The 16,925-nt window shown below is 58.0% G+C and carries 22 protein-coding genes and 1 tRNA gene; 2 read left to right on the top strand and 21 right to left on the bottom strand.

The features are described 5' to 3' along the window. Window position 1: 1 nt before the first annotated feature. The 12 genes from prfA to ACP6EK_RS04610 all read right to left on the bottom strand — a co-directional run bounded on the left by prfA (window position 2) and on the right by ACP6EK_RS04610 (window position 8,156). Window positions 2-1,072: a peptide chain release factor 1 gene (prfA, locus tag ACP6EK_RS04665; protein ID WP_438318586.1), complete on the bottom strand. Its 1,071-nt coding sequence runs from the start codon at window positions 1,070-1,072 to the stop codon at window positions 2-4. Continuing rightward, a complete protein-coding gene (locus tag ACP6EK_RS04660) occupies window positions 1,054-1,971 on the bottom strand; it encodes a DUF1385 domain-containing protein (protein WP_438318583.1) in 918 nt (305 codons plus the stop codon). Before ACP6EK_RS04660 ends, prfA begins: the two co-directional genes overlap by 19 nt. Continuing rightward, window positions 1,944-2,600: an FAD-dependent thymidylate synthase gene (thyX, locus tag ACP6EK_RS04655; protein ID WP_438318580.1), complete on the bottom strand. Its 657-nt coding sequence runs from the start codon at window positions 2,598-2,600 to the stop codon at window positions 1,944-1,946. Before thyX ends, ACP6EK_RS04660 begins: the two co-directional genes overlap by 28 nt. A 19-nt stretch (window positions 2,601-2,619) precedes the next feature. Then, on the bottom strand, window positions 2,620-2,826 hold the full coding sequence (rpmE, locus tag ACP6EK_RS04650; RefSeq protein ID WP_017872137.1) for a 50S ribosomal protein L31: 207 nt from the start codon (window positions 2,824-2,826) through the stop codon (window positions 2,620-2,622). A 106-nt stretch (window positions 2,827-2,932) separates the two neighbouring features. Then, complete coding sequence (locus ACP6EK_RS04645; RefSeq protein ID WP_017872138.1) at window positions 2,933-3,133, bottom strand: cold shock domain-containing protein; 201 nt, start codon at window positions 3,131-3,133, stop codon at window positions 2,933-2,935. Window positions 3,134-3,233: 100 nt separating this feature from the next. Continuing rightward, a complete protein-coding gene (gene amrB / locus ACP6EK_RS04640; protein WP_438318576.1) occupies window positions 3,234-4,073 on the bottom strand; it encodes an AmmeMemoRadiSam system protein B in 840 nt (279 codons plus the stop codon). Further along, a complete protein-coding gene (locus ACP6EK_RS04635) occupies window positions 4,067-5,410 on the bottom strand; it encodes a hypothetical protein (RefSeq protein ID WP_438318573.1) in 1,344 nt (447 codons plus the stop codon). Before ACP6EK_RS04635 ends, amrB begins: the two co-directional genes overlap by 7 nt. Continuing rightward, a complete protein-coding gene (locus ACP6EK_RS04630; RefSeq protein ID WP_438318570.1) occupies window positions 5,400-5,984 on the bottom strand; it encodes a lysophospholipid acyltransferase family protein in 585 nt (194 codons plus the stop codon). Before ACP6EK_RS04630 ends, ACP6EK_RS04635 begins: the two co-directional genes overlap by 11 nt. A gap of 16 nt (window positions 5,985-6,000) precedes the next feature. Beyond that, window positions 6,001-6,078, bottom strand: a tRNA-Pro gene (locus tag ACP6EK_RS04625). An 83-nt stretch (window positions 6,079-6,161) separates the two neighbouring features. After that, entirely contained in the window at window positions 6,162-6,647 is a 486-nt protein-coding gene (locus tag ACP6EK_RS04620; protein WP_017890337.1) for an Hsp20 family protein, read from the bottom strand. Between the two features lie 97 nt (window positions 6,648-6,744). After that, complete coding sequence (ftcD, locus tag ACP6EK_RS04615) at window positions 6,745-7,638, bottom strand: glutamate formimidoyltransferase (protein WP_438318567.1); 894 nt, start codon at window positions 7,636-7,638, stop codon at window positions 6,745-6,747. Continuing rightward, window positions 7,611-8,156 carry an isochorismatase family cysteine hydrolase gene (locus ACP6EK_RS04610; RefSeq protein WP_438318564.1) on the bottom strand — a complete coding sequence of 182 codons (546 nt, stop codon included), beginning with the start codon at window positions 8,154-8,156 and terminating at the stop codon, window positions 7,611-7,613. The genes ftcD and ACP6EK_RS04610 overlap by 28 nt, the downstream gene beginning before the upstream one ends. A gap of 67 nt (window positions 8,157-8,223) precedes the next feature. Here ACP6EK_RS04610 and ACP6EK_RS04605 point away from each other — a divergent pair, with 67 nt between their 5' ends. Together ACP6EK_RS04605 and ACP6EK_RS04600 are read left to right on the top strand one after the other, a co-directional pair. Next, on the top strand, window positions 8,224-8,385 hold the full coding sequence (locus ACP6EK_RS04605; RefSeq protein WP_438318561.1) for a hypothetical protein: 162 nt from the start codon (window positions 8,224-8,226) through the stop codon (window positions 8,383-8,385). Further along, a complete protein-coding gene (locus tag ACP6EK_RS04600; RefSeq protein WP_438318558.1) occupies window positions 8,378-9,835 on the top strand; it encodes a sodium:solute symporter family protein in 1,458 nt (485 codons plus the stop codon). The genes ACP6EK_RS04605 and ACP6EK_RS04600 overlap by 8 nt, the downstream gene beginning before the upstream one ends. Here ACP6EK_RS04600 and ACP6EK_RS04595 read toward each other — a convergent pair. From ACP6EK_RS04595 to ACP6EK_RS04555, 9 genes are read right to left on the bottom strand one after another with little or no spacing between them, the layout of a single operon-like run. Further along, window positions 9,756-10,418, bottom strand: coding sequence for a protein-L-isoaspartate(D-aspartate) O-methyltransferase (locus ACP6EK_RS04595; RefSeq protein ID WP_438318555.1), 663 nt, complete (start codon window positions 10,416-10,418; stop codon window positions 9,756-9,758). The two genes, ACP6EK_RS04600 and ACP6EK_RS04595, sit on opposite strands and share 80 nt — an antisense overlap. 1 nt (window position 10,419) lies before the next feature. Continuing rightward, on the bottom strand, window positions 10,420-10,701 hold the full coding sequence (locus ACP6EK_RS04590; RefSeq protein WP_438318552.1) for an acylphosphatase: 282 nt from the start codon (window positions 10,699-10,701) through the stop codon (window positions 10,420-10,422). 5 nt (window positions 10,702-10,706) lie between these two features. Then, window positions 10,707-11,465 (bottom strand): 5'/3'-nucleotidase SurE, encoded by a 759-nt coding sequence (gene surE, locus ACP6EK_RS04585; protein ID WP_438318549.1) that lies wholly within the window; start codon window positions 11,463-11,465, stop codon window positions 10,707-10,709. Beyond that, a complete protein-coding gene (locus tag ACP6EK_RS04580) occupies window positions 11,462-12,847 on the bottom strand; it encodes an NAD(P)/FAD-dependent oxidoreductase (RefSeq protein WP_438318881.1) in 1,386 nt (461 codons plus the stop codon). The genes surE and ACP6EK_RS04580 overlap by 4 nt, the downstream gene beginning before the upstream one ends. Continuing rightward, the gene (locus ACP6EK_RS04575) at window positions 12,834-13,778 is read right to left on the bottom strand and encodes a Gfo/Idh/MocA family oxidoreductase (protein WP_438318546.1); all 945 of its coding nucleotides are present in this window, start codon (window positions 13,776-13,778) and stop codon (window positions 12,834-12,836) included. The genes ACP6EK_RS04580 and ACP6EK_RS04575 overlap by 14 nt, the downstream gene beginning before the upstream one ends. A 29-nt stretch (window positions 13,779-13,807) precedes the next feature. Next, window positions 13,808-14,899 carry a DegT/DnrJ/EryC1/StrS family aminotransferase gene (locus ACP6EK_RS04570; protein WP_438318543.1) on the bottom strand — a complete coding sequence of 364 codons (1,092 nt, stop codon included), beginning with the start codon at window positions 14,897-14,899 and terminating at the stop codon, window positions 13,808-13,810. Between the two features lie 21 nt (window positions 14,900-14,920). Further along, window positions 14,921-16,087 (bottom strand): chorismate synthase, encoded by a 1,167-nt coding sequence (gene aroC / locus ACP6EK_RS04565; RefSeq protein WP_438318540.1) that lies wholly within the window; start codon window positions 16,085-16,087, stop codon window positions 14,921-14,923. Further along, a complete protein-coding gene (locus tag ACP6EK_RS04560; protein WP_438318537.1) occupies window positions 16,077-16,412 on the bottom strand; it encodes a prephenate dehydrogenase dimerization domain-containing protein in 336 nt (111 codons plus the stop codon). The genes aroC and ACP6EK_RS04560 overlap by 11 nt, the downstream gene beginning before the upstream one ends. Then, complete coding sequence (locus ACP6EK_RS04555) at window positions 16,409-16,924, bottom strand: prephenate dehydrogenase/arogenate dehydrogenase family protein (RefSeq protein WP_438318534.1); 516 nt, start codon at window positions 16,922-16,924, stop codon at window positions 16,409-16,411. Before ACP6EK_RS04555 ends, ACP6EK_RS04560 begins: the two co-directional genes overlap by 4 nt. Window position 16,925: the final 1 nt, after the last annotated feature.

Raw genomic sequence — 16,925 nt, 5'->3', positions numbered from 1 at the left:
CCTATCCAACCTTCTCTAAGAGCCTGGCCCGTTCCTCGGCAGCAAGGGCCTCAACGATTTCATCAAGGTCCCCATCGAGAATGGACTCCAGGCGATACAGGGTAAGGTTAATGCGATGGTCCGTCACCCGGTTTTGAGGAAAATTGTAGGTTCTGATACGCTCGCTCCGCTCTCCAGTGCCAATCTGCGCCCGCCGTTCCCGGTCGATGGCCTCTTTCTGGGCTTTTCGTTCCAGGTCAAGGAGCCGGGCCCGAAGAATCCGCAAGGCTTTCGCTTTGTTTTTGTGCTGCGACCGTTCATCCTGGCAGGTGACCACAATCCCCGTGGGAAGATGGGTAATCCGAACGGCGGAATCGGTCGTGTTCACGTGCTGCCCGCCAGGCCCAGACGCCCGGAATATTTCCACCCGAATATCCTCCGGCCGAATGACCACCTCAACCTCGTCGGCTTCAGGAAGCACCGCCACTGTTGCCGTGGAGGTATGGATACGACCGCTGGCTTCAGTGATGGGCACCCGCTGCACCCGGTGCACACCACTTTCAAACTTGAACTTGCTGTACGCACCCTTCCCTTCCACGGCAAAGATAATTTCCTTGAACCCCCCAAGCTCTGTGGGGCTTGCATCCATGACCTCAACTCTGAAACCGTGGCGTTCGGCAAAGCGAGTGTACATTCGGAAAAGGTCGGCCACAAAGAGCGCCGCCTCCTCCCCTCCCGCACCAGCCCGAATCTCCACCAGCGTGTCCTTGTCGTCCCGGGGGTCCCTGGGAAGGAGCATGACTTTGAGTTCTTCTTCAAGCTGTTCGTGGCGTTCCTTAAGCCGGGCAATCTCTTCCTCAAGCAGTTCCCGGAGTTCCGGATCGTGTTCGCTCCGGAGTAAAAGCCGGTCCTCCTCGAGTTCCCGCTCCACCCGCTCGTATTCCTCATATTTCTCCACAATGGGTTCGATTTCTGCAATGGTCTGGGCGTAACTGCGGTAGCGGGCCAGATCCTGCACCACCTCAGGATGGGCCATTTTCTCGGTGAGTTCCCGGTACTGCTCGACGATAGCTTTCACCTTTTCTCGCCACATGGTGTGTACTCCTCCCCGAGACTCCCCCGCAGCGCCGCAAAGGCCACCTCAAGCTGGTCTCTATCCGGTTCGCGGGTTGTGAGGTACTGGAGCCAGAGACCAGGAAGGCTCACAAGACGGGCAACGAGGCTCTGGCGATGGCGTGAGAGTAGCTTCACCGCCTCATAGGCCAGCCCTGCCACGAGAGGCACCACGAGAACCCGGCTCAGAATCCGGACAAAAACCCCTGGTCTTCCGAGGCAGGAGAAAATGAGGACACTCACCACCATGACAAGGAGCAGCCAGCTTGTCCCGCAGCGGGGATGACGGGTGGCGAACTTCGCCGCATTTTCAGGCGTGAGTTCCTCTCCTTCCTCGAAGGTAAAAATAGCCTTGTGCTCTGCACCGTGGTACTCAAAGACCCTCCGGATATCCCGGAGATTCGAAATCACAAGAAGGTACAGGAGAAAAACGCCAATCCGGATTGCCCCCTCCATGAGGTTGTACACCACGGTGGAACGCAGGAAACGGTCAAGGAGTGAGGTCAAAAACGTGGGAAGGGCAACAAAAAGCCCCACAAAAAGACCCAGGGCAAGGAGCAGGGCCAGCCCTATGTCGAAACCGGTGAGGCGATGCTCCTCGTCAAGGGCCACCTGGGCAGAATAGGAGAGCGCCCGAAGGCCCACCACCAGCGAATCGACAAGACCCACTATTCCCCGAATCACCGGAAGGGCAAAAAAGGGGCTCCGGCGCGAAAGGGGAACCTCCTCCCGCACCTCGAGAACAATGCTCCCATCGGGCCGGCGCACCGCCATCGCCAGGCGGTGGGGACTTCGCATCATCACTCCCTCAATCAGCGCTTGCCCTCCGATGTCACAGAATCCTTCTCTTTTCACGGAATCCCCCATGGTCTTCCGCAACCCTTCTCCCCCTCCGGGCAGGGACCAAACTTGCAGGGAGGGCCGGCGATTTCTGCAAGGACCGGCGCAACCTTCCCCACCTCCGCAATCATCCTCAACACCACTTCCCGAACCTCCCACTGTGCCCGGCGACACAGACGTACCCGGGCAATGTGCAGGAGTTCCCGGGCGTTCAGGGAAACGACGATATTGGTCGCCACGGCCTGGGGAAAAACGTACCGGGCATCCTCCTTTGCCACCCCAAGGCGGCAGAGCTCCTCATACGCCTCCAGGGCATGGGCCATGACCTCATCGAATACTATTTTAGCACGGGGGTGTTCGGCAATCGAGGGCGGACAGACAAAGCTCGCCTCCCCGAGGTCCACATACCGCTGGCTCTGCTGAGCGTAAGACGCCAGACGGTGCCGGACGAGCTGGTGAGAGGTCACCCGGGAGATGCCCTCGAGGAGAAAAGAGAAGAAAGCGTGTTCCAGCACCGACTCATGCCCCCGGGCAAAGAGTTCCCGGATGAGCTTCCTGGCCTTTTCAGGGGCAATATCCTGAGGAGGCTCCTTGCTGTAACAGACCCTCGCAGCCAGGGCGATAGCTCTCTCAGGGTCAGGGGTGTGGGTAAGAAGGGTCACCCGCATGGGATTCGCGGGACCGGGGTCAGTAGTTATCCCCGTATTTACTGCGGAACTTCTCCACCCTTCCGGTCGTGTCCACCAGTTTCTGCTGACCAGTGAAGAAGGGATGGCACTTGGCGCAGATTTCCACCCGAATTTCGGGGAACTTCGTCGACCTTGTCACGAACGTGTTCCCGCAGGCACAGATGACCCGGGTCTCGGCGTACTCGGGGTGAATGCCTTTTTTCATCTCCTCCACCTTCCTTTCAGCGCGTGGGAATAATTATAGCATGGGGGCAGAAAAAGAAAAAGCCCACCACACCAGTGGTGGGCTTTCTGGCTTTTCCGGAAGAGTGCTATATTCTTCGCACGCGAACAGCCTGAGGGCCTTTTGCCCCCTGCTGGATATCGAACTCCACTGCCTGACCCTCTTCGAGGGTCTTGAAGCCGTTTCCTTCGATTGCCGTGTAGTGCACAAACACGTCACCACCCTGGTCGGAAGAGATGAACCCGTACCCCTTGGTGGTGCTGAACCACTTGACTTTTCCTGTTGCCATTGAATTGAGCCTCCTCAATCTGAACTTGACGCTTGCGCAAGCGTTGTGCTTAGAGTACCACCCCCTACACCCCCTGTCAAGGGGAGAGGAAAAATATTTTTCACGGCAGGGGAAAGGCGACCGCCGCGTACCCAACCACTTGGTGCCGTTCACCCGTCACCTCACCGCTGTGGGTATAGAAGAGGAGTTCGCCCCTTTTCCCTCCCCGCTTTTTGTGGTACACAAGGAGCGCAGCGATTCCTCCAGGTCCACAGACGCTCACGTCTCTCTCCCGGAGTACCCGGTAGAATCCCTCAACATCCAGGGCGCAGATGCGATCAATGACCTTTATGTCTTTGGTCCGGGCCACCGCTTCCGGCTCGTAGTGGGAGAAGTCGCTGCTTGCCACAACGAGAATCCGCTTCTTCTCCGAAAGGGCAAAAAGGGCCTCCCCCAAGGCTTCAGACGTTGCCCTGTCCTGGGAAAGCAGGGCAATGGGGAGAATCTGGAATTCGTAAGGCAGGAAGTGTTGGAGGAAGGGGACCTGAACCTCAAGAGAGTGCTCAAACTGATGCGCCAGTTCATCCAGGGCGAACATCGAAGAGTACGAGAGAAGGAACTCCACCGACTCCCTGTCCACAGGTACCCGCCCCAGAGGGGTCTGCCAGTACTCAGCGTTGCTTATGGCCACCCGTTTCCCCACCCCCCGGTGATTTGGACCAAGGAGCACAATCGTCCGTGCAGGGGGGAGAAGGGCGAGAAAGCGATGGGCAACGCAGGCGGCCACCCCCGAGTAGATATACCCGGCGTGAGGGCTCACCACACCACTGGCATCCTGAAGCCCGGAGAGATCTTCCGGAAAAACCCGCGACGCAGAGGCGGAGAGTTCCTCAAAAAGAAGCCGCAGCTCCTCGGCTTTTCCCGGATAGAAGTACCCTGCCACCGCCTCTTTCCTCACCACCGGCGCCACCTCCTCTCCCGCTCGGCTCGAAGCCGCAGGTAGACAAAGAGTAACACCCCCAAAAGCACAAAGAGCAGGAGGATGCCAAGGTACTCTCCTCCTGCACTCAGGAAAGCAAGCCAGAGGTAGGAGAAAAGCGAAGCCAGTCGACCGTACCGGAAGGACCGGAGCAGGAAGCCCTTCGCTTCCTCAAAAGAGCCCTGCCCGGCGAGGATACGTCCCCGTTCGGCGTAGAGCTCACCAAGCGTCCTCTTCCACCGGGAGCGCTCCTCTTCATCGGAGAGAAAAAGCTCTTCCGCCTGGGCAATGAGTGCCTCAAGGTCTCCCCGGCGCCTGTACGCCTCAAAGAGCAAACGACCAATCTCGGGTCGCCTGCAGACCTCAGGAGACAGGCGACCCAGGACCTCAAAGAACTCCTCGTCCTTCCCCTCCGCAAGGAGGGTTTTCAGGTACTCCTCAGGATGGGCAAGGTACCCCAGGTCAATTCGAACAATCCGGTTGTTCCCAGCATCGGCCACCCAGAGCTTCCCCTCACCATCAATCCAGAGCCCCTCGGGAAAGGAGAAGAGTTTCTCCTCTTCACCAATAGCACCCTGGAGCACCCCCTGGAGGTCATAGACGAGAATCCGGTGGTTCCGGTAATCGGAGAGAAAGGCAAGATCGCCAAAGAAGCCAACGTAGCGGGGCTGATTGAGACCCTCACCGAAACGAAAGAGGTAGTTTCCCTTTCCGTCGAAAACCTTCACGCAGTGATGGAGGGTATCCACCACCCAGATGCGCTCCTTTGGGTCATAGGCCACTCCTCTGGGCTGGTAGAACTCGTTGTCCCCCATACCTTCCCGGCCAAAGGCAAAGAGTTCCTCTCCCTGAACCCCAAAGGCCACGATGCGCGACCGTCCTGTATCCGCAACATAAACCGTACCGTCCTGCGCTACCCAGATCCCCCGGGGCTCACTTAGGGGAGTCTTTCTGGTCTTCAGGCTCCCCCGGGGACTGAGCGTCTCAAGGTCGAAGACAGTTACCCGGTTCCCCTTCTGCTCCACCACAAAGAGCCTCCCCCGCTCTCTGTCAAGGGCAAGCCCTGCAGGACTCTTCAGGTCCCTGATTTCCCGGAGAAGCTTCCCCGCTTTATCAAGCACCAGAACCCTGTTATTCCCCCAGTCGCTCACGAATACCCTTCCCCCTGCGTCGTCCACAGCAATGCCCACCGGGTAGTCCAGAAGGGGTATCTCTCCTCCCACTTCCTCGAAAACCGCATCAATCCTGAAAACCAGAGCAAGCGCCGAAGAGGTCAAAAAAAAGCCAAAGAGGATGATGGGGAGCATTCTACGAACCATGAAAGGCAACCTCCATACGTTTGCGTATTTCGTCCTCGAGGGTCTCAGGAGTCAGGCCTTCCGGAGAAAAGGGCGGGGAAAACACCACCCGGATGGGAAAGGGACGGGGGAACTTCCGGTGCCGGGAAAAGCTCTCGTACGTTCCCCGGATGCTTGCCACCACAATTGGGGCATTCCCCCGGAGCAAGAGCTTCAGGGCACCCTTGCGAAAGGGCAAAAGCGTTCCTTCATTCCGGGTTCCCTCGGGGAAAAAACAGACCACCTTCCCCTCCCGGAGGAGCCGGAAAATCGTCTGCACCGCCTCTTTGTCCACCTCGCCTCTTCGCAGGGGGAAGGCCCCGAGCTGCCTCAGGAAAAACGCGGCAAGTGGGTTCCGGAAGAGCTCCTCCTTGGCCACAAAGTACACACGCCGGGGTGAAGCGCATCCGAGGACCACGGGGTCAAGGTAACTCGAATGGTTCGAAACCAGGAAACAGGGACCATACCGGGGGATATGTTCTCTGCCACTTGCCCGAAAGGAGGAGAAGAGCTTGAGAAGAAAAAGGGCGAGGTACTTACAGAGATAGTAGATCATCCTATCACCCGGAAACTGGTCGGGGCGAGCCGATTTGAACGGCCGACACCACGGTCCCGAACCGTGTGCGCTTACCAGGCTGCGCCACGCCCCGACACCTCTTTTACATTGTACACATTTTGGGGGGAAAAGAAAAGCCCCGGAGAGGGGATCCTCTCCGGGGCTTTTTCTGGAATGCTATGCCACCTCGATTTCGACCTTCCTGGCCTTGGGTTTGCTCGGTTCGACTTTGGGGAGCGTAATGGTGAGGATGCCGTCCTTGTACTGCGCCTTCACCTCGTCCTGCTTCACCTTTGCTGGAAGAGCGATGGTGCGTTCAAAGGCACCACAGTAACGTTCTCTGCGGCAGTATCCAACGTCCCGTTCCTCCCACTCGTCCTTCACTTCACCTTTGATGTCCAGGGAGTCTTCGGTGACGTGCACTTCAAGGTTCTTGGGGTCAATTCCCGGGATTTCTGCCTTGACGATGACGTCGTTCTCGGTTTCAGCAACGTCTACAGCAGGGAAGTTGCCAAACCAAGACGGTGCGCTGAAGAATGGTGCCTCCAGGAGTTCGTCGAAGATTTCGTCAAGGTCACTGCGGAGATCAAAGAGATCCCAGAGCCTCCGAATTGGGCTCACTCGCCGCTCTTCGCGACGGGCAGGAACGCTTCTTCTCACCATAGGTCATCCCTCCTTTCGCTGTCTTCGAGCGTTCTCGAGTCCGGCTCCCATTATAATCAAGTAAGGTCAAACTGTCAAGGGGGTTAGTCAAAAAAAGTCAAAAACCGTCCGCCAGATGGTGCTCCACCACCTGACTCACCCGCAAATCGGGAATGCCAAGGACAACCTGCGCAAGATCTACCAGAGCCTCGAGGGGGACAAGACCGATGATTTCTGATCCCGCCACGTCCACGCCATATCGGCGAGCTTCAAGGGCCACAAGCCTGAAAACCTCAAGGAGCGAGTTCCGCCGGAAGTCCAGGACGTTCATAGAAACCTGAACCATTCCCCGGGTTTTAAGCTCAACCCCAATGGCCTTCACCGCCTGCAACCCTCCCCGAACCCGTGCGGCGATTTTTCGGGCCACACTGACATCCTGGGTTCTGAGATTCACGTTGAAGGCCACAAGCGGTCCCCGAGCTCCTATGGCTGTAGCCCCCAGCGTGGGGTGCACCTCGTAGGGGCCGGCATCGGGGAAGCGTTCCGGAACACGGGCGATTTCCTCTCGCAGAACTTCATACCCTCCCCGGCGAATCTGTGAAAGGTCCCGGTGTTCAGGCCTTCTTGCGGCTTCCCCGTAGAAATACACCGGAACGCGGAAACGGCGGGCAATCTCCTCCCCTACCCGCCAGGCCAGCGCCTTGCACTCCTCCATCCCGACACCCCTCCAGGGCGTGAAGGGAATCACATCCACAATGCCGATGCGGGGATGTTCTCCCCGGTGCAGGCGAATATCGAGGTACTTTTCGGCAACCTCAAAAAAGATGGGAATGGCCGCCTCCAGGGCCTTCTGGGCCCCAAGGAGGGTGACGACCGAACGGTTGTGGTCCGGATCCAGGGAATAATCCGCCACCTTCAGGTTTTCAAAAGCAGCAAGACGCTCCACCATCTCCTGAACGACTGCAGAAGACGACGTGCTCACGTTCACTGCGCTCTGGATGACTTCCCGCATGAGCGAACCTCCGCCTTCAGGGTGTTCTCCATCTCCCGGAGCGCCCACTCATGGGCTCCAAGGTCAAAGGAGGTCACCCCCTCCCGGAAAACCGTCACCTCGTAATGGAGCATCCGCGCAAAGGCGCAGGTGTACAGCACGCAGATATTCGTGCACACTCCCACAAGCTCAAGGTGCGTGACGTTCTTTTCCCGGAGAATGAGGTCAAGGGGTGTTCCAAGGAACGCACTGAACTTCGTTTTTGGAAGAACGAAATCCCCTTCCTGGGGCGCAAGGTCCGCAACCACCTGTGCCCCCCAGGTCCCTTCCACACAGTGCGGCGGAAAGAGCCGGAATTCGGCGTCATCCCTGCGATGGGCATCGCACACATAAATGATGAGGTCTTTCTGCTTTCTCCGTTCTTCAAGGAGTTCTCCGATGGTGGCGATGACCCCCTGCACCTGATGCCCCACAAAGAGTACCCCATCGGGATGCACGAAGTCGTTGAGCATATCGATGACGAGAAAAGCTCTGGACATCCCTCTTCCCCCTTTACTCCCGTCCTACTTTCTGCTACATTGTAGCAAAAAGCGGGGAGGGAGGAGAGTGCTCCTTGCTTTTCTTTCCCTTGTGGTTTTAGCGTACCTTCTTCCCTTCACCGTCCTCTCCCGGGTGCAGCGCTTCAGTGGGAGCTTCCTCTTCTGGAGCGCCTTTGCAGTTCTGGCCATTCTCCTTCTCCTCCGCATGATGAGGTCTTGGCATGAGTGAGCGGTATCTCTGGCTTGCCATCGCGCTCTACGCCGGATGGGGAAGCGCTTTCGCCCTGGCGGTCCGGAGAGGAGCCCGCCTGAGCCTCATCGAGTACTTCCTGGCGGGACGAAAGCTCCACTGGCTCATTGCCGCCCTCTCCTATGGTGCCACCACTTACAGCGCCTTCATGATGCTTGGGCTTGTGGGCCTTACCTACCGCGGAGGGGTAGGTGCTTTAGGCTTTGAGCTCATCTACCTCTCGGGGCTTTTCTGGGCAGTCCTTGTGGGACCGAAGTTCTGGGAAGCCGGCAAACGTCACGGATGCGTGAGCCCTGGAGAGGTCCTGAGTCTCGAGTACCGGAATCCCCTGGTGGGAACCGTGTATGCTCTTATCGTTTCGGGTTTCCTCATCCCCTATACCTCCGTGCAGCTCACAGGAATCGGGTACCTCCTTGAGGTGCTCTCCCGGGGGACAATCGGGTACCCTGTGGGGCTGCTCCTTGCCCTGTGCTTCATCATCCTCTGGACAACAATTGCCGGACTTCGCTCTGTGGCGGCAACCGATGCACTCCAGGCAGGCATCATGATGGCAAGCTCTGTTGCCTTAGTCTCCTTTGTGGTCATGCGCCTTCTTGGGGGATTCTCCGCTTTCTTCCACACGGTCGAGACCACCCATCCCCAGTGGTTGAGTGTTCCGGGAAACGGCTTTTTCACCTTTCGAACCTTCCTCAACCTCTCCCTCCCCTGGTTCTTCTTCAGTATCTCCAATCCCCAGGTTTTCCAGCGGCTTCTTGTGCCAGCAAACCTCAGAGAAATGCGCAAAACCATCACAGGGTTTCTGGGGTACGGTTTTGTGTACACCCTCATCACCGTCACCTTAGGGTTTGGAGCCCTGGTGCTTCTGCCAGGCCTGAAAAACCCCGACCTTGCCACACCCACCCTGCTTCTCGAATTCCCCATCCCTTCCTGGATTGCCCTTTTCGTGGTGGTGGGGATTATCTCTGCCGCCGTTTCTACCGCCGATTCCATCATCCTTACCCTTTCCTCGCTCTTTCTCCAGGACGTCCTCCCAAAGGGTATCTCTGAGCACAAACGGCTCCTTTTCGCCCAGTTCCTTTTCATCCCCCTGCTCTGCCTTGCCGTCTTCTTCTTCGCCCTGGGGCGATTCAACCTCATCGCCCTGCTCTCGGTCACTTCCTCCCTCGGACTCCTCAGCGTGGTGCCAACCATCGTCGGAACGTTCTTCAGCAGGCAAAAAAGTGACAGAGCCGCTCTCCTCAGCATGGTCCTTGGAGCCGTGCTTGCCCTCCTGCAGCTTGCGGGAGTGAGGATTTTCGGTGGATGGACAGCCCCTTCAGTCCTTGGGGTGGCCTCCGGCGTCTACCTCCTCACAGGTCTTCTTGCTCCCCGTGGGCATCCTCCTCAACGAGAGGGACAAAAATACAGCCGCCGTGGTGCTCGAGCCTGAGCTTTCCTTTTCTCTTCCAGGCCCGGACGAGACTCTGGCCATGGGCATCCTCTAAGGGCAGGACCATGATTCCTCCCTCCCGGAGCTCCTCAACCCACGCCTCGTAAATGTGTTTCGCGCAGGCACTCACGATAATCTTGTCGTAGGGGGCAAACTCTGGCAGGCCCTTGCTCCCGTCACCGAGGAAAAGGTATGCGTTTGTGTACCCAAGGCGGTGCAGTCGTTCTCTGGCCTCAAAGAAAAGCCTTGGGATGCGCTCTACGCTGTAGACCTCGCGAACGATTTCTGCCAGAAGCGCCGTCTGGTACCCCGAACCCGTGCCAATCTCAAGCACCCGGTCTTCAGGCGAAAGTTCCAAAAGCTCCAGCATGAGCGCAACGATATAGGGCTGTGAAATGGTTTGTCCGCTCCCAATAGGGAGCGGGGAATCCTGATACGCCAGCTCCTCATACTCCTCCGGGACGAAGAGATGGCGGGGAACCTTTAAAAAAGCCCCAAGCACTCGCTGGTCGGCGATGCCCCGAGCAATGAGCTGGTGTTCCACCATTTTCTTCCGGCGTTCCCGGGCTCCATCGTCGTGCATCTCAGTACCCTACCCGGAAATCGTGGTACAGGCCGCTAAAAGGCAACCACTCTTCAGTGAAAGAGGTCACATGAGCCGACGCAGGCCCTTTTTTGACCTCCTCAAAGAAACGACGGACCTCCTCCTCTTCTCCCTCAGCGATGACCTCCACCTCTCCCGTGGGGAGATTCCGCACCATCCCAGTGACGTCAAACTCCCCCGCTTTCCGGAGCACAAAGTACCGGTACCCCACACCCTGCACTCTCCCCCGAAGGACCAGCCGACCCTGCACCCATTGCCGCATCACCCTCACCTCGCCAGAATCCCCACGAGTCTTCGCCGAACAAGGTAGTCGGTGAGATTGGGCCGCAGAGGGGTCACGGAGACCCTGTTCTCCCGGACGGCCTCAAAGTCGGAGTTCTCGAGAAAGAGGGGGTCCCTCTGGACCTCCTCAAAGACGAACACTCGCTCCCCGTTGCTTTGGGCAATCTCCCGCACCCCGGTGACGTAGAACCGGTCCCCGAGTTCGGTAATGCGAAGACCCCGCAGGAACTCCCGATCGGGCACATCGGGGACATTGACGTTCAGCACAAGGTTCCGCTCCCCCCGAAGGATATCCCTGAAAGTCTTCCACACCTCCACGGCAATCTCTGCCGCAAGGTCGTAGTTCTCGTGGCCATTGAGGACCAGCGACACCGCAAGTGCTGGAATTCCCGACATTGCAGCCTCCAGTGAAGCCGCCACTGTTCCCGAGTAGAACACATCAAAGCCAAGGTTCGGTCCGCGGTTAATTCCCGAAACCACAAAGTCAATGTCCGGGAAAAGATTCAGACCGAGAATGACCGTATCAGCGGGGGTACCATCCACCGCATACCCCCGTACCCCCTCCACCTCAACCTCCCGCACCCGCAGGGGGTTCCGGGCCGTGATGCTGTGGCTTGAACAACTCCGTTCCTCCCGGGGGGCAACGAGAATGACCTCCGCTTCTTTTCGGAATGCCCGCACGAGAGCCCGTATTCCAGGGCTCTCAAACCCATCGTCGTTGGTGATGAGTACGCGCTCCATCATCGTTTCCCTACCCTTCGAAGGATCTCCCGGGCCACCACCACTCCTGATGCTGAGGCCTGCACAAGACCCCGGGTGATGCCCGCTCCGTCCCCGATGAGAAAGAGGTTCTGAATCTCGCTTTCTAAGTTTCTCCGCAGCTCAACCCTTGAGGAATAGAATTTCACCTCTACCCCGTAAAGGAGCGTATGGGGGGAGTTGATCCCGGGAATGAAACGGTCAAGAGCTGTGAGCATTTCCAGAACATCCTGGAGGAAACGGTAGGGGAGCACAAAACTCAGGTCTCCCGGGCTTGCTCCTTCAAGCGTGGGCTTGACCACAGATTTCGCAATACGCTCGGAGGTGGAACGCCGGCCAAGTTGCAGGTCCCGGAGCCTCTGGATGATGACCCCACCGCTGACCATATTGGCGAGTTGCGCCACGTACCTCCCAAAGGCGATGGGCTCATGGAAGGGCTCGGTGAAATTCGTACTCACGAGAATGGCGAAATTGGTATTCGGTGTGTGCTTTCCCTCGTAACTGTGGCCATTCACCGTGACAATGCCGTCGTTGTACTCCGTCACCACTTCGCCATGGGGGCACATGCAGAACGTCCGCACCCGATCGTCAAAGGTCCGGGAGTAGTAGACGAGTTTCAGCTCGTACATGACGTTCGTGTACTCTTCCATGACGGAGGCCGGAACCTCCACCCGCACCCCCAGGTCCACCGGGTTGTTCTTGAGCGAAAGGCCAAGGCGAAGGCATTCTTTGCGGAGCCAGTCCGCCCCCACTCTCCCCGGAGCCACAACAACAAAAGTGCTCTCGATGACCTCTCCCGTCTCAAGACGAACCCCCAAGACCCTCTGGTCCCGAACGAGAAGCTCTTCCACTGTGGTCGCGGTCCTGATGTCCACCCGCTCTTTGAGGTAATCGAAGATGTTCCGCAGGATATCCCGGCACCGTTCCGTCCCGAGGTGGCGAACCTGGGAGGGAACAAGGATGAGCTCCGCCATTTCGGCTCTTTTCCGGAGCTCCTCCACCCGTTCGCTGTCGGTCCCGTAGATGCGGGATGTCCCTCCAAAGCGAAGGTACGTCTTATCCACCTGGTCGAGGACCGTGACGAATTCCTCTTCCTCAATACAGGCGGCAAGCTGCCCACCAACTTCGCGTGAGAGCGTCAGCTTCCCATCGCTGAAAGCCCCTGCTCCACCCCAGCCACAGAGCAGAGAACAGGGGTTGCACCGCTGGCAGATTCTGCTGTTCTCCCGGGCAGGACAGACCCGTTTTTCAATGTTCTTCCCCCGGTCCACTACGAGGACCCGCAGGTTGCTCTTTTCCGCAAGCTCAAGGGCGGTAAAAATCCCTGCTGGACCTGCACCCACAATGACCACATCATATGTTGTCATTGCCACCACCTTGGTTCTTCTGAATCTCTTCAAGAATCCGCAGGGCAACCTCTAAAGCGTTTTTCCCCTCCTCAAGGCCAACGAGGGGTTTCTCGCCGTTGCGCACACAGCGGATGAAATGCTCAAGCTCAAGCCGGAGAGGCTCTCCCTTCTGCATGACCGGTTTTTCGATAAGGAGCTGGGGCAGCGGGGAAGAGGTTTTCTTGTACACCGCAAGCTCCTGCTCCAGGTAATCGATGGAAATGAAGGAATCCACCTGGGTAATCTCCATGCGGCGAATTTTCTTCCTGGTGACCCGGCTTGCCGTGAGGTTCACGATACAACCGTTCTGGAACACCAGCTGGGCATTGGCGATATCCTCCTGACGAGAGAAAACCGAACGCCCCGAAGCACTGATTTTGACGACGTTGCTCTTCACGATGCTCATGACGATGTCGATGTCGTGAATCATAAGATCGAGGACCACACCGACGTCGGTATTCCGGTTGACGTAAGGACCCATCCGGCAACACTCGATGAAAATGGGGTTATCGACAATCTTGGCGAGTTCCATCACTGCCGAGTTAAAGCGTTCGATATGGCCCACCTGGAGGATGACGTTCTTCCGGGCTGCCATTTCCATGAGTTCTTTGGCCTCTTCAAGGGTTGTGGTTACCGGCTTCTCAATGAGGATGTTGATGCCCTCCTCAATGAAGTGGGCAGCGATGTCCCGATGGAGCACGGTGGGCACAACGATACTCACCGCGTCGACCTTGCCGAAGAGGTCCCGGTAATCAAAAAACGGCGTCGTTGAGTACCGGCGGGCAACCTCCCGGGCCCGCTCGCGGTTGATGTCCACCACACCAACAAGTTCCACCCCGGGGAGCTCCGAGTACACCCGGGCGTGGTGCTGGCCAAGGTACCCTACCCCGACAACACCAACTCGAACCACTTTCAAGCCTCATCACCGGGAAGATCGGGTCATTTCGCAAAAAACGCCCGAACAAGCCGGGCGACTTCTTCAAGGTCACCCGGGGAAAGACCGGGATGCACCGGTATTGATAATACCTCACGGGAGAGACTTTCGGCAACCGGAAAAGCCCCGTATCCGTAAGACTGTAGAAACGCCTGCCTGTGGAGCGGAACCGGATAGTACACCTCACACCCCACTCCCCAAGACCTGAGAAACTGCAGAAGCTCATCCCGCCTTTCCCGAACCTTCACCGTGTACTGGTGGAATGCAGGAAGAGTATCCCGGGGGATGAAGGGGAGCTCCAGACCCTCGATGCCCGAAAGTTCCCGGAAATAGAACGAAGCATGGGCCCTCCTCCGGGCATTCCCTTCCTCGAGTCGTCGAAGCTGTACCCTCCCGATGGCCGCGGCGATGTCCGTCATCCGGAAATTGTACCCCAGGATTTCATGGTAGTAACGCCTGCGGCTCCCATGGTTCACGAGCATCCGGCATCGCTTGGCGAGCTCCGAGTCGTTGGTCGTCACCATACCCCCCTCTCCGGTCGTCATGTTCTTCGTGGGGTAGAAGCTGAAAACCCCTGCATCCCCGAAACTCCCCACCTTTCTGCCCCGGTACATTGCCCCATGGGCCTGGGCACAGTCCTCAAGGAGGAAAAGACCGCGGGATCTTGTGATGTCGAGGATCTCCTCAAGGGCGCAAGGGGTCCCGTACAAGTGTACCACCACCACGCCCTTCACCCCGGATTCCCGCTCAAGCGTTGCCTTGAGCCTTTCAGGGTCGAGGTTACAGGTTTGCCGGTCCACATCACAGAACACCGGAATGCCCCCACAGTGAAGGATGGCACTTGCCGTAGCCACGAAGGTGAAGGGCGTTGTGACCACCTTATCCCCCGGTTGCACCCCCAGGGCCTTGAGGGCCACAAAAAGCGCCGCCGTTCCACTGCTTGTGGCCACAGCCTCTTTCGTTCCTATGTACTCGGCGAACTCCCGCTCAAAGGACGCCACCTGCTCTCCCTGGGCCAGCTGCCCAGACTCAAGCACCTCAAGAACGGCTTTTTTTTCCTCTTCGCCAATCATTGGTCGACTCAGGGGTATTCTCATGCCCTGCCACCCTTCCTACCCTCAGAGGCTTTCAAGGTACGTACAGTACTCGTGGAAGCGTTCCACCGCTTCTTCGAGGGTATCTCCTCCAAACTTCTCTGCATAAGCACAGGCCAGGACCCAGGAGAGCATGGCCTCCCCAACCACAAGGGCACGGGGCACAGCGCAGACATCGGACCGCTCGTATCGGGCAACGACGTCTTCCTTTGACACCACATCCACCGAGTGCAACCCCCGCCTCAGGGTAGGAATGGGCTTCATGGCGCACCGGACCCAGATAGCCTCCCCGGTGGACACCCCTCCCTCGACACCTCCACTGCGGTTGGTTTTGCGGTAGAAGGGAAAGGGAGTGCGACCACGGTCGTACCAGATTTCATCGTGGAAGCGGCTTCCCGGAAGCGTCGCCCCCAAAAACCCTGCGCCGATCTCCACGCCCTTGACGCCGGGAATCCCCATGAGGTAAAAGGCCAGACGGCTATCAAGACGCCTCTCGAGTTCGACGTAGCTTCCAAGACCCGGAACCACGTGGAGGGCCACAACGATGAAGGTCCCTCCCAGGGTATCGCCACTGTCCACGGCCTCGGCGATACGCCTTTTCATTTCCTCTTCTTTCCCCGGTGCCGCAAGAGGGGAAAGGAGGGCTCGCTCCAGCATCTCCTCAAAGGGGTGGCCTTCCACCTCGACCCGGACACCTCCAATGCTCTCCACAAATCCTCCCACACGGACGCCAAAGTGCCGGAGGAAGAGCTTGGCCACTGCCCCGGCAATGCATCGACCAACCGTTTCTCGCGCGCTTGCCCGCTCGATGACGTTGCGGATATCATCGAAACGGTACTTCACCATTCCCCCGAGGTCAGCATGCCCCGGCCGTGGAACGGTAACCGGTTCATACCCTTCAGGCTTTTTTCCCACCGGGTCCATCAGAGGTCGCCACTTCTCGTACTCACTGTTCTGAACCCAAAAAACCAGAGGGCTCCCCAGGGTCTTGCCGAAGCGAAGACCCGAGAGCACCTCCACCCGGTCCTCTTCAAGATCCATCCGGGGGCTCACACCGAACCCCTTTCGCCTTCGGGAAAGTTCGTCCTCAATGAAGGCCACGTCAATGTCCATTCCTGCGGGGAATCCACTCAGGTACACGAGGATGCCCTTCCCATGAGATTCTCCTGCAGTATGAAACTCAAGACCCATGTCCTGTTCGCTCCTTAAGGCGCGCCATTTCCTGAAGGAAGGCAAGAACCTCTGTCTCTCTTCCCTCCTCAAGAAGGGCCAGGAAGCGCTCGAAATTCTGCAAAAACTCCCGGGCAGCCCGAAGCAACTTCTCATTGGTGAGGAAAATATCCACCCACACCGAAGGGGAAGATCCGGCAACCCTCGTCATATCCTGGAAAGAGGGGCCACCAAAACGAGCAATGTCCTCCCGGACCGCGCAGACGGTCTGTAGGAACACGTTGGCCAGGATGTGCGGTAGATGGCTCACGAAAGCACAGATTTCATCATGCTCCCCGGGGGTCAAAAAAAAACCCGTCCTCCGATGACTTCTCCAAGCTCCTGGAGGAGCGCCCGCGTTGTTTCCCTGATTCTTCCCGGAATCACGAGAACCGGCATACCCCGGAAAAGCCCAGGCCGGGCCCGGTCGATCCCGCCTTCCCGCGACCCCCCCATGGGGTGAAACCCAATATATTCGATGTCAAGCCCTTCAGGACGAATTTCCCGGAAAACCCACTCCTTTGAGCTTCCTGTCTCTAGCACTCTCGCACCTTCTCGCAGGAAGGGTCGGGCGGCGAAGAACACCCGGGGGATTTCCCGAACCGGTGTGGCAATGAAGAGGAGATCAGCGCGTTCCGCCACTTCCTCGATGCTCTCTGCCACAACCTCAATCGCGCCCTTTTCCCGGGCCTGGAGGGCGACGTCTTTAACCCTGTCGTACCCAATGATGCAGCGTTTCTTCCCCCACAGGGCAAGGTCAAGCCCCAGTGACCCTCCCACAAGGCCAAGCCCCACAATCCCAACGGTGAACGTCTCCAAT

It is taken from the genome of Candidatus Caldatribacterium sp. SIUC1 (genome assembly GCF_051549785.1).
GTDB lineage: Bacteria > Atribacterota > Atribacteria > Atribacterales > Caldatribacteriaceae > Caldatribacterium.
The sequence above is the reverse complement of the archived record's forward strand: the minus strand, read 5'-3'. Positions and strand labels throughout refer to the sequence as shown.

Bases quoted from the DNA above. Each gene is read 5' to 3' on its own strand.
- ACP6EK_RS04595 (WP_438318555.1), bottom strand. From the start codon at position 10,418: ATGCACGACGATGGAGCCCGGGAACGCCGGAAGAAAATGGTGGAACAC.
- ACP6EK_RS04570 (WP_438318543.1), bottom strand. From the start codon at position 14,899: ATGAGAATACCCCTGAGTCGACCAATGATTGGCGAAGAGGAAAAAAAA.
- ACP6EK_RS04580 (WP_438318881.1), bottom strand. From the start codon at position 12,847: ATGACAACATATGATGTGGTCATTGTGGGTGCAGGTCCAGCAGGGATT.
- ACP6EK_RS04590 (WP_438318552.1), bottom strand. From the start codon at position 10,701: ATGCGGCAATGGGTGCAGGGTCGGCTGGTCCTTCGGGGGAGAGTGCAG.
- ACP6EK_RS04620 (WP_017890337.1), bottom strand. From the start codon at position 6,647: ATGGTGAGAAGAAGCGTTCCTGCCCGTCGCGAAGAGCGGCGAGTGAGC.
- ACP6EK_RS04635 (WP_438318573.1), bottom strand. From the start codon at position 5,410: ATGGTTCGTAGAATGCTCCCCATCATCCTCTTTGGCTTTTTTTTGACC.
- prfA (WP_438318586.1), bottom strand. From the start codon at position 1,072: ATGTGGCGAGAAAAGGTGAAAGCTATCGTCGAGCAGTACCGGGAACTC.
- aroC (WP_438318540.1), bottom strand. From the start codon at position 16,087: ATGGGTCTTGAGTTTCATACTGCAGGAGAATCTCATGGGAAGGGCATC.
- ACP6EK_RS04600 (WP_438318558.1), top strand. From the start codon at position 8,378: ATGAGTGAGCGGTATCTCTGGCTTGCCATCGCGCTCTACGCCGGATGG.
- ACP6EK_RS04630 (WP_438318570.1), bottom strand. From the start codon at position 5,984: ATGATCTACTATCTCTGTAAGTACCTCGCCCTTTTTCTTCTCAAGCTC.
- ACP6EK_RS04610 (WP_438318564.1), bottom strand. From the start codon at position 8,156: ATGTCCAGAGCTTTTCTCGTCATCGATATGCTCAACGACTTCGTGCAT.
- ftcD (WP_438318567.1), bottom strand. From the start codon at position 7,638: ATGCGGGAAGTCATCCAGAGCGCAGTGAACGTGAGCACGTCGTCTTCT.
- ACP6EK_RS04645 (WP_017872138.1), bottom strand. From the start codon at position 3,133: ATGGCAACAGGAAAAGTCAAGTGGTTCAGCACCACCAAGGGGTACGGG.
- thyX (WP_438318580.1), bottom strand. From the start codon at position 2,600: ATGCGGGTGACCCTTCTTACCCACACCCCTGACCCTGAGAGAGCTATC.
- surE (WP_438318549.1), bottom strand. From the start codon at position 11,465: ATGATGGAGCGCGTACTCATCACCAACGACGATGGGTTTGAGAGCCCT.
- rpmE (WP_017872137.1), bottom strand. From the start codon at position 2,826: ATGAAAAAAGGCATTCACCCCGAGTACGCCGAGACCCGGGTCATCTGT.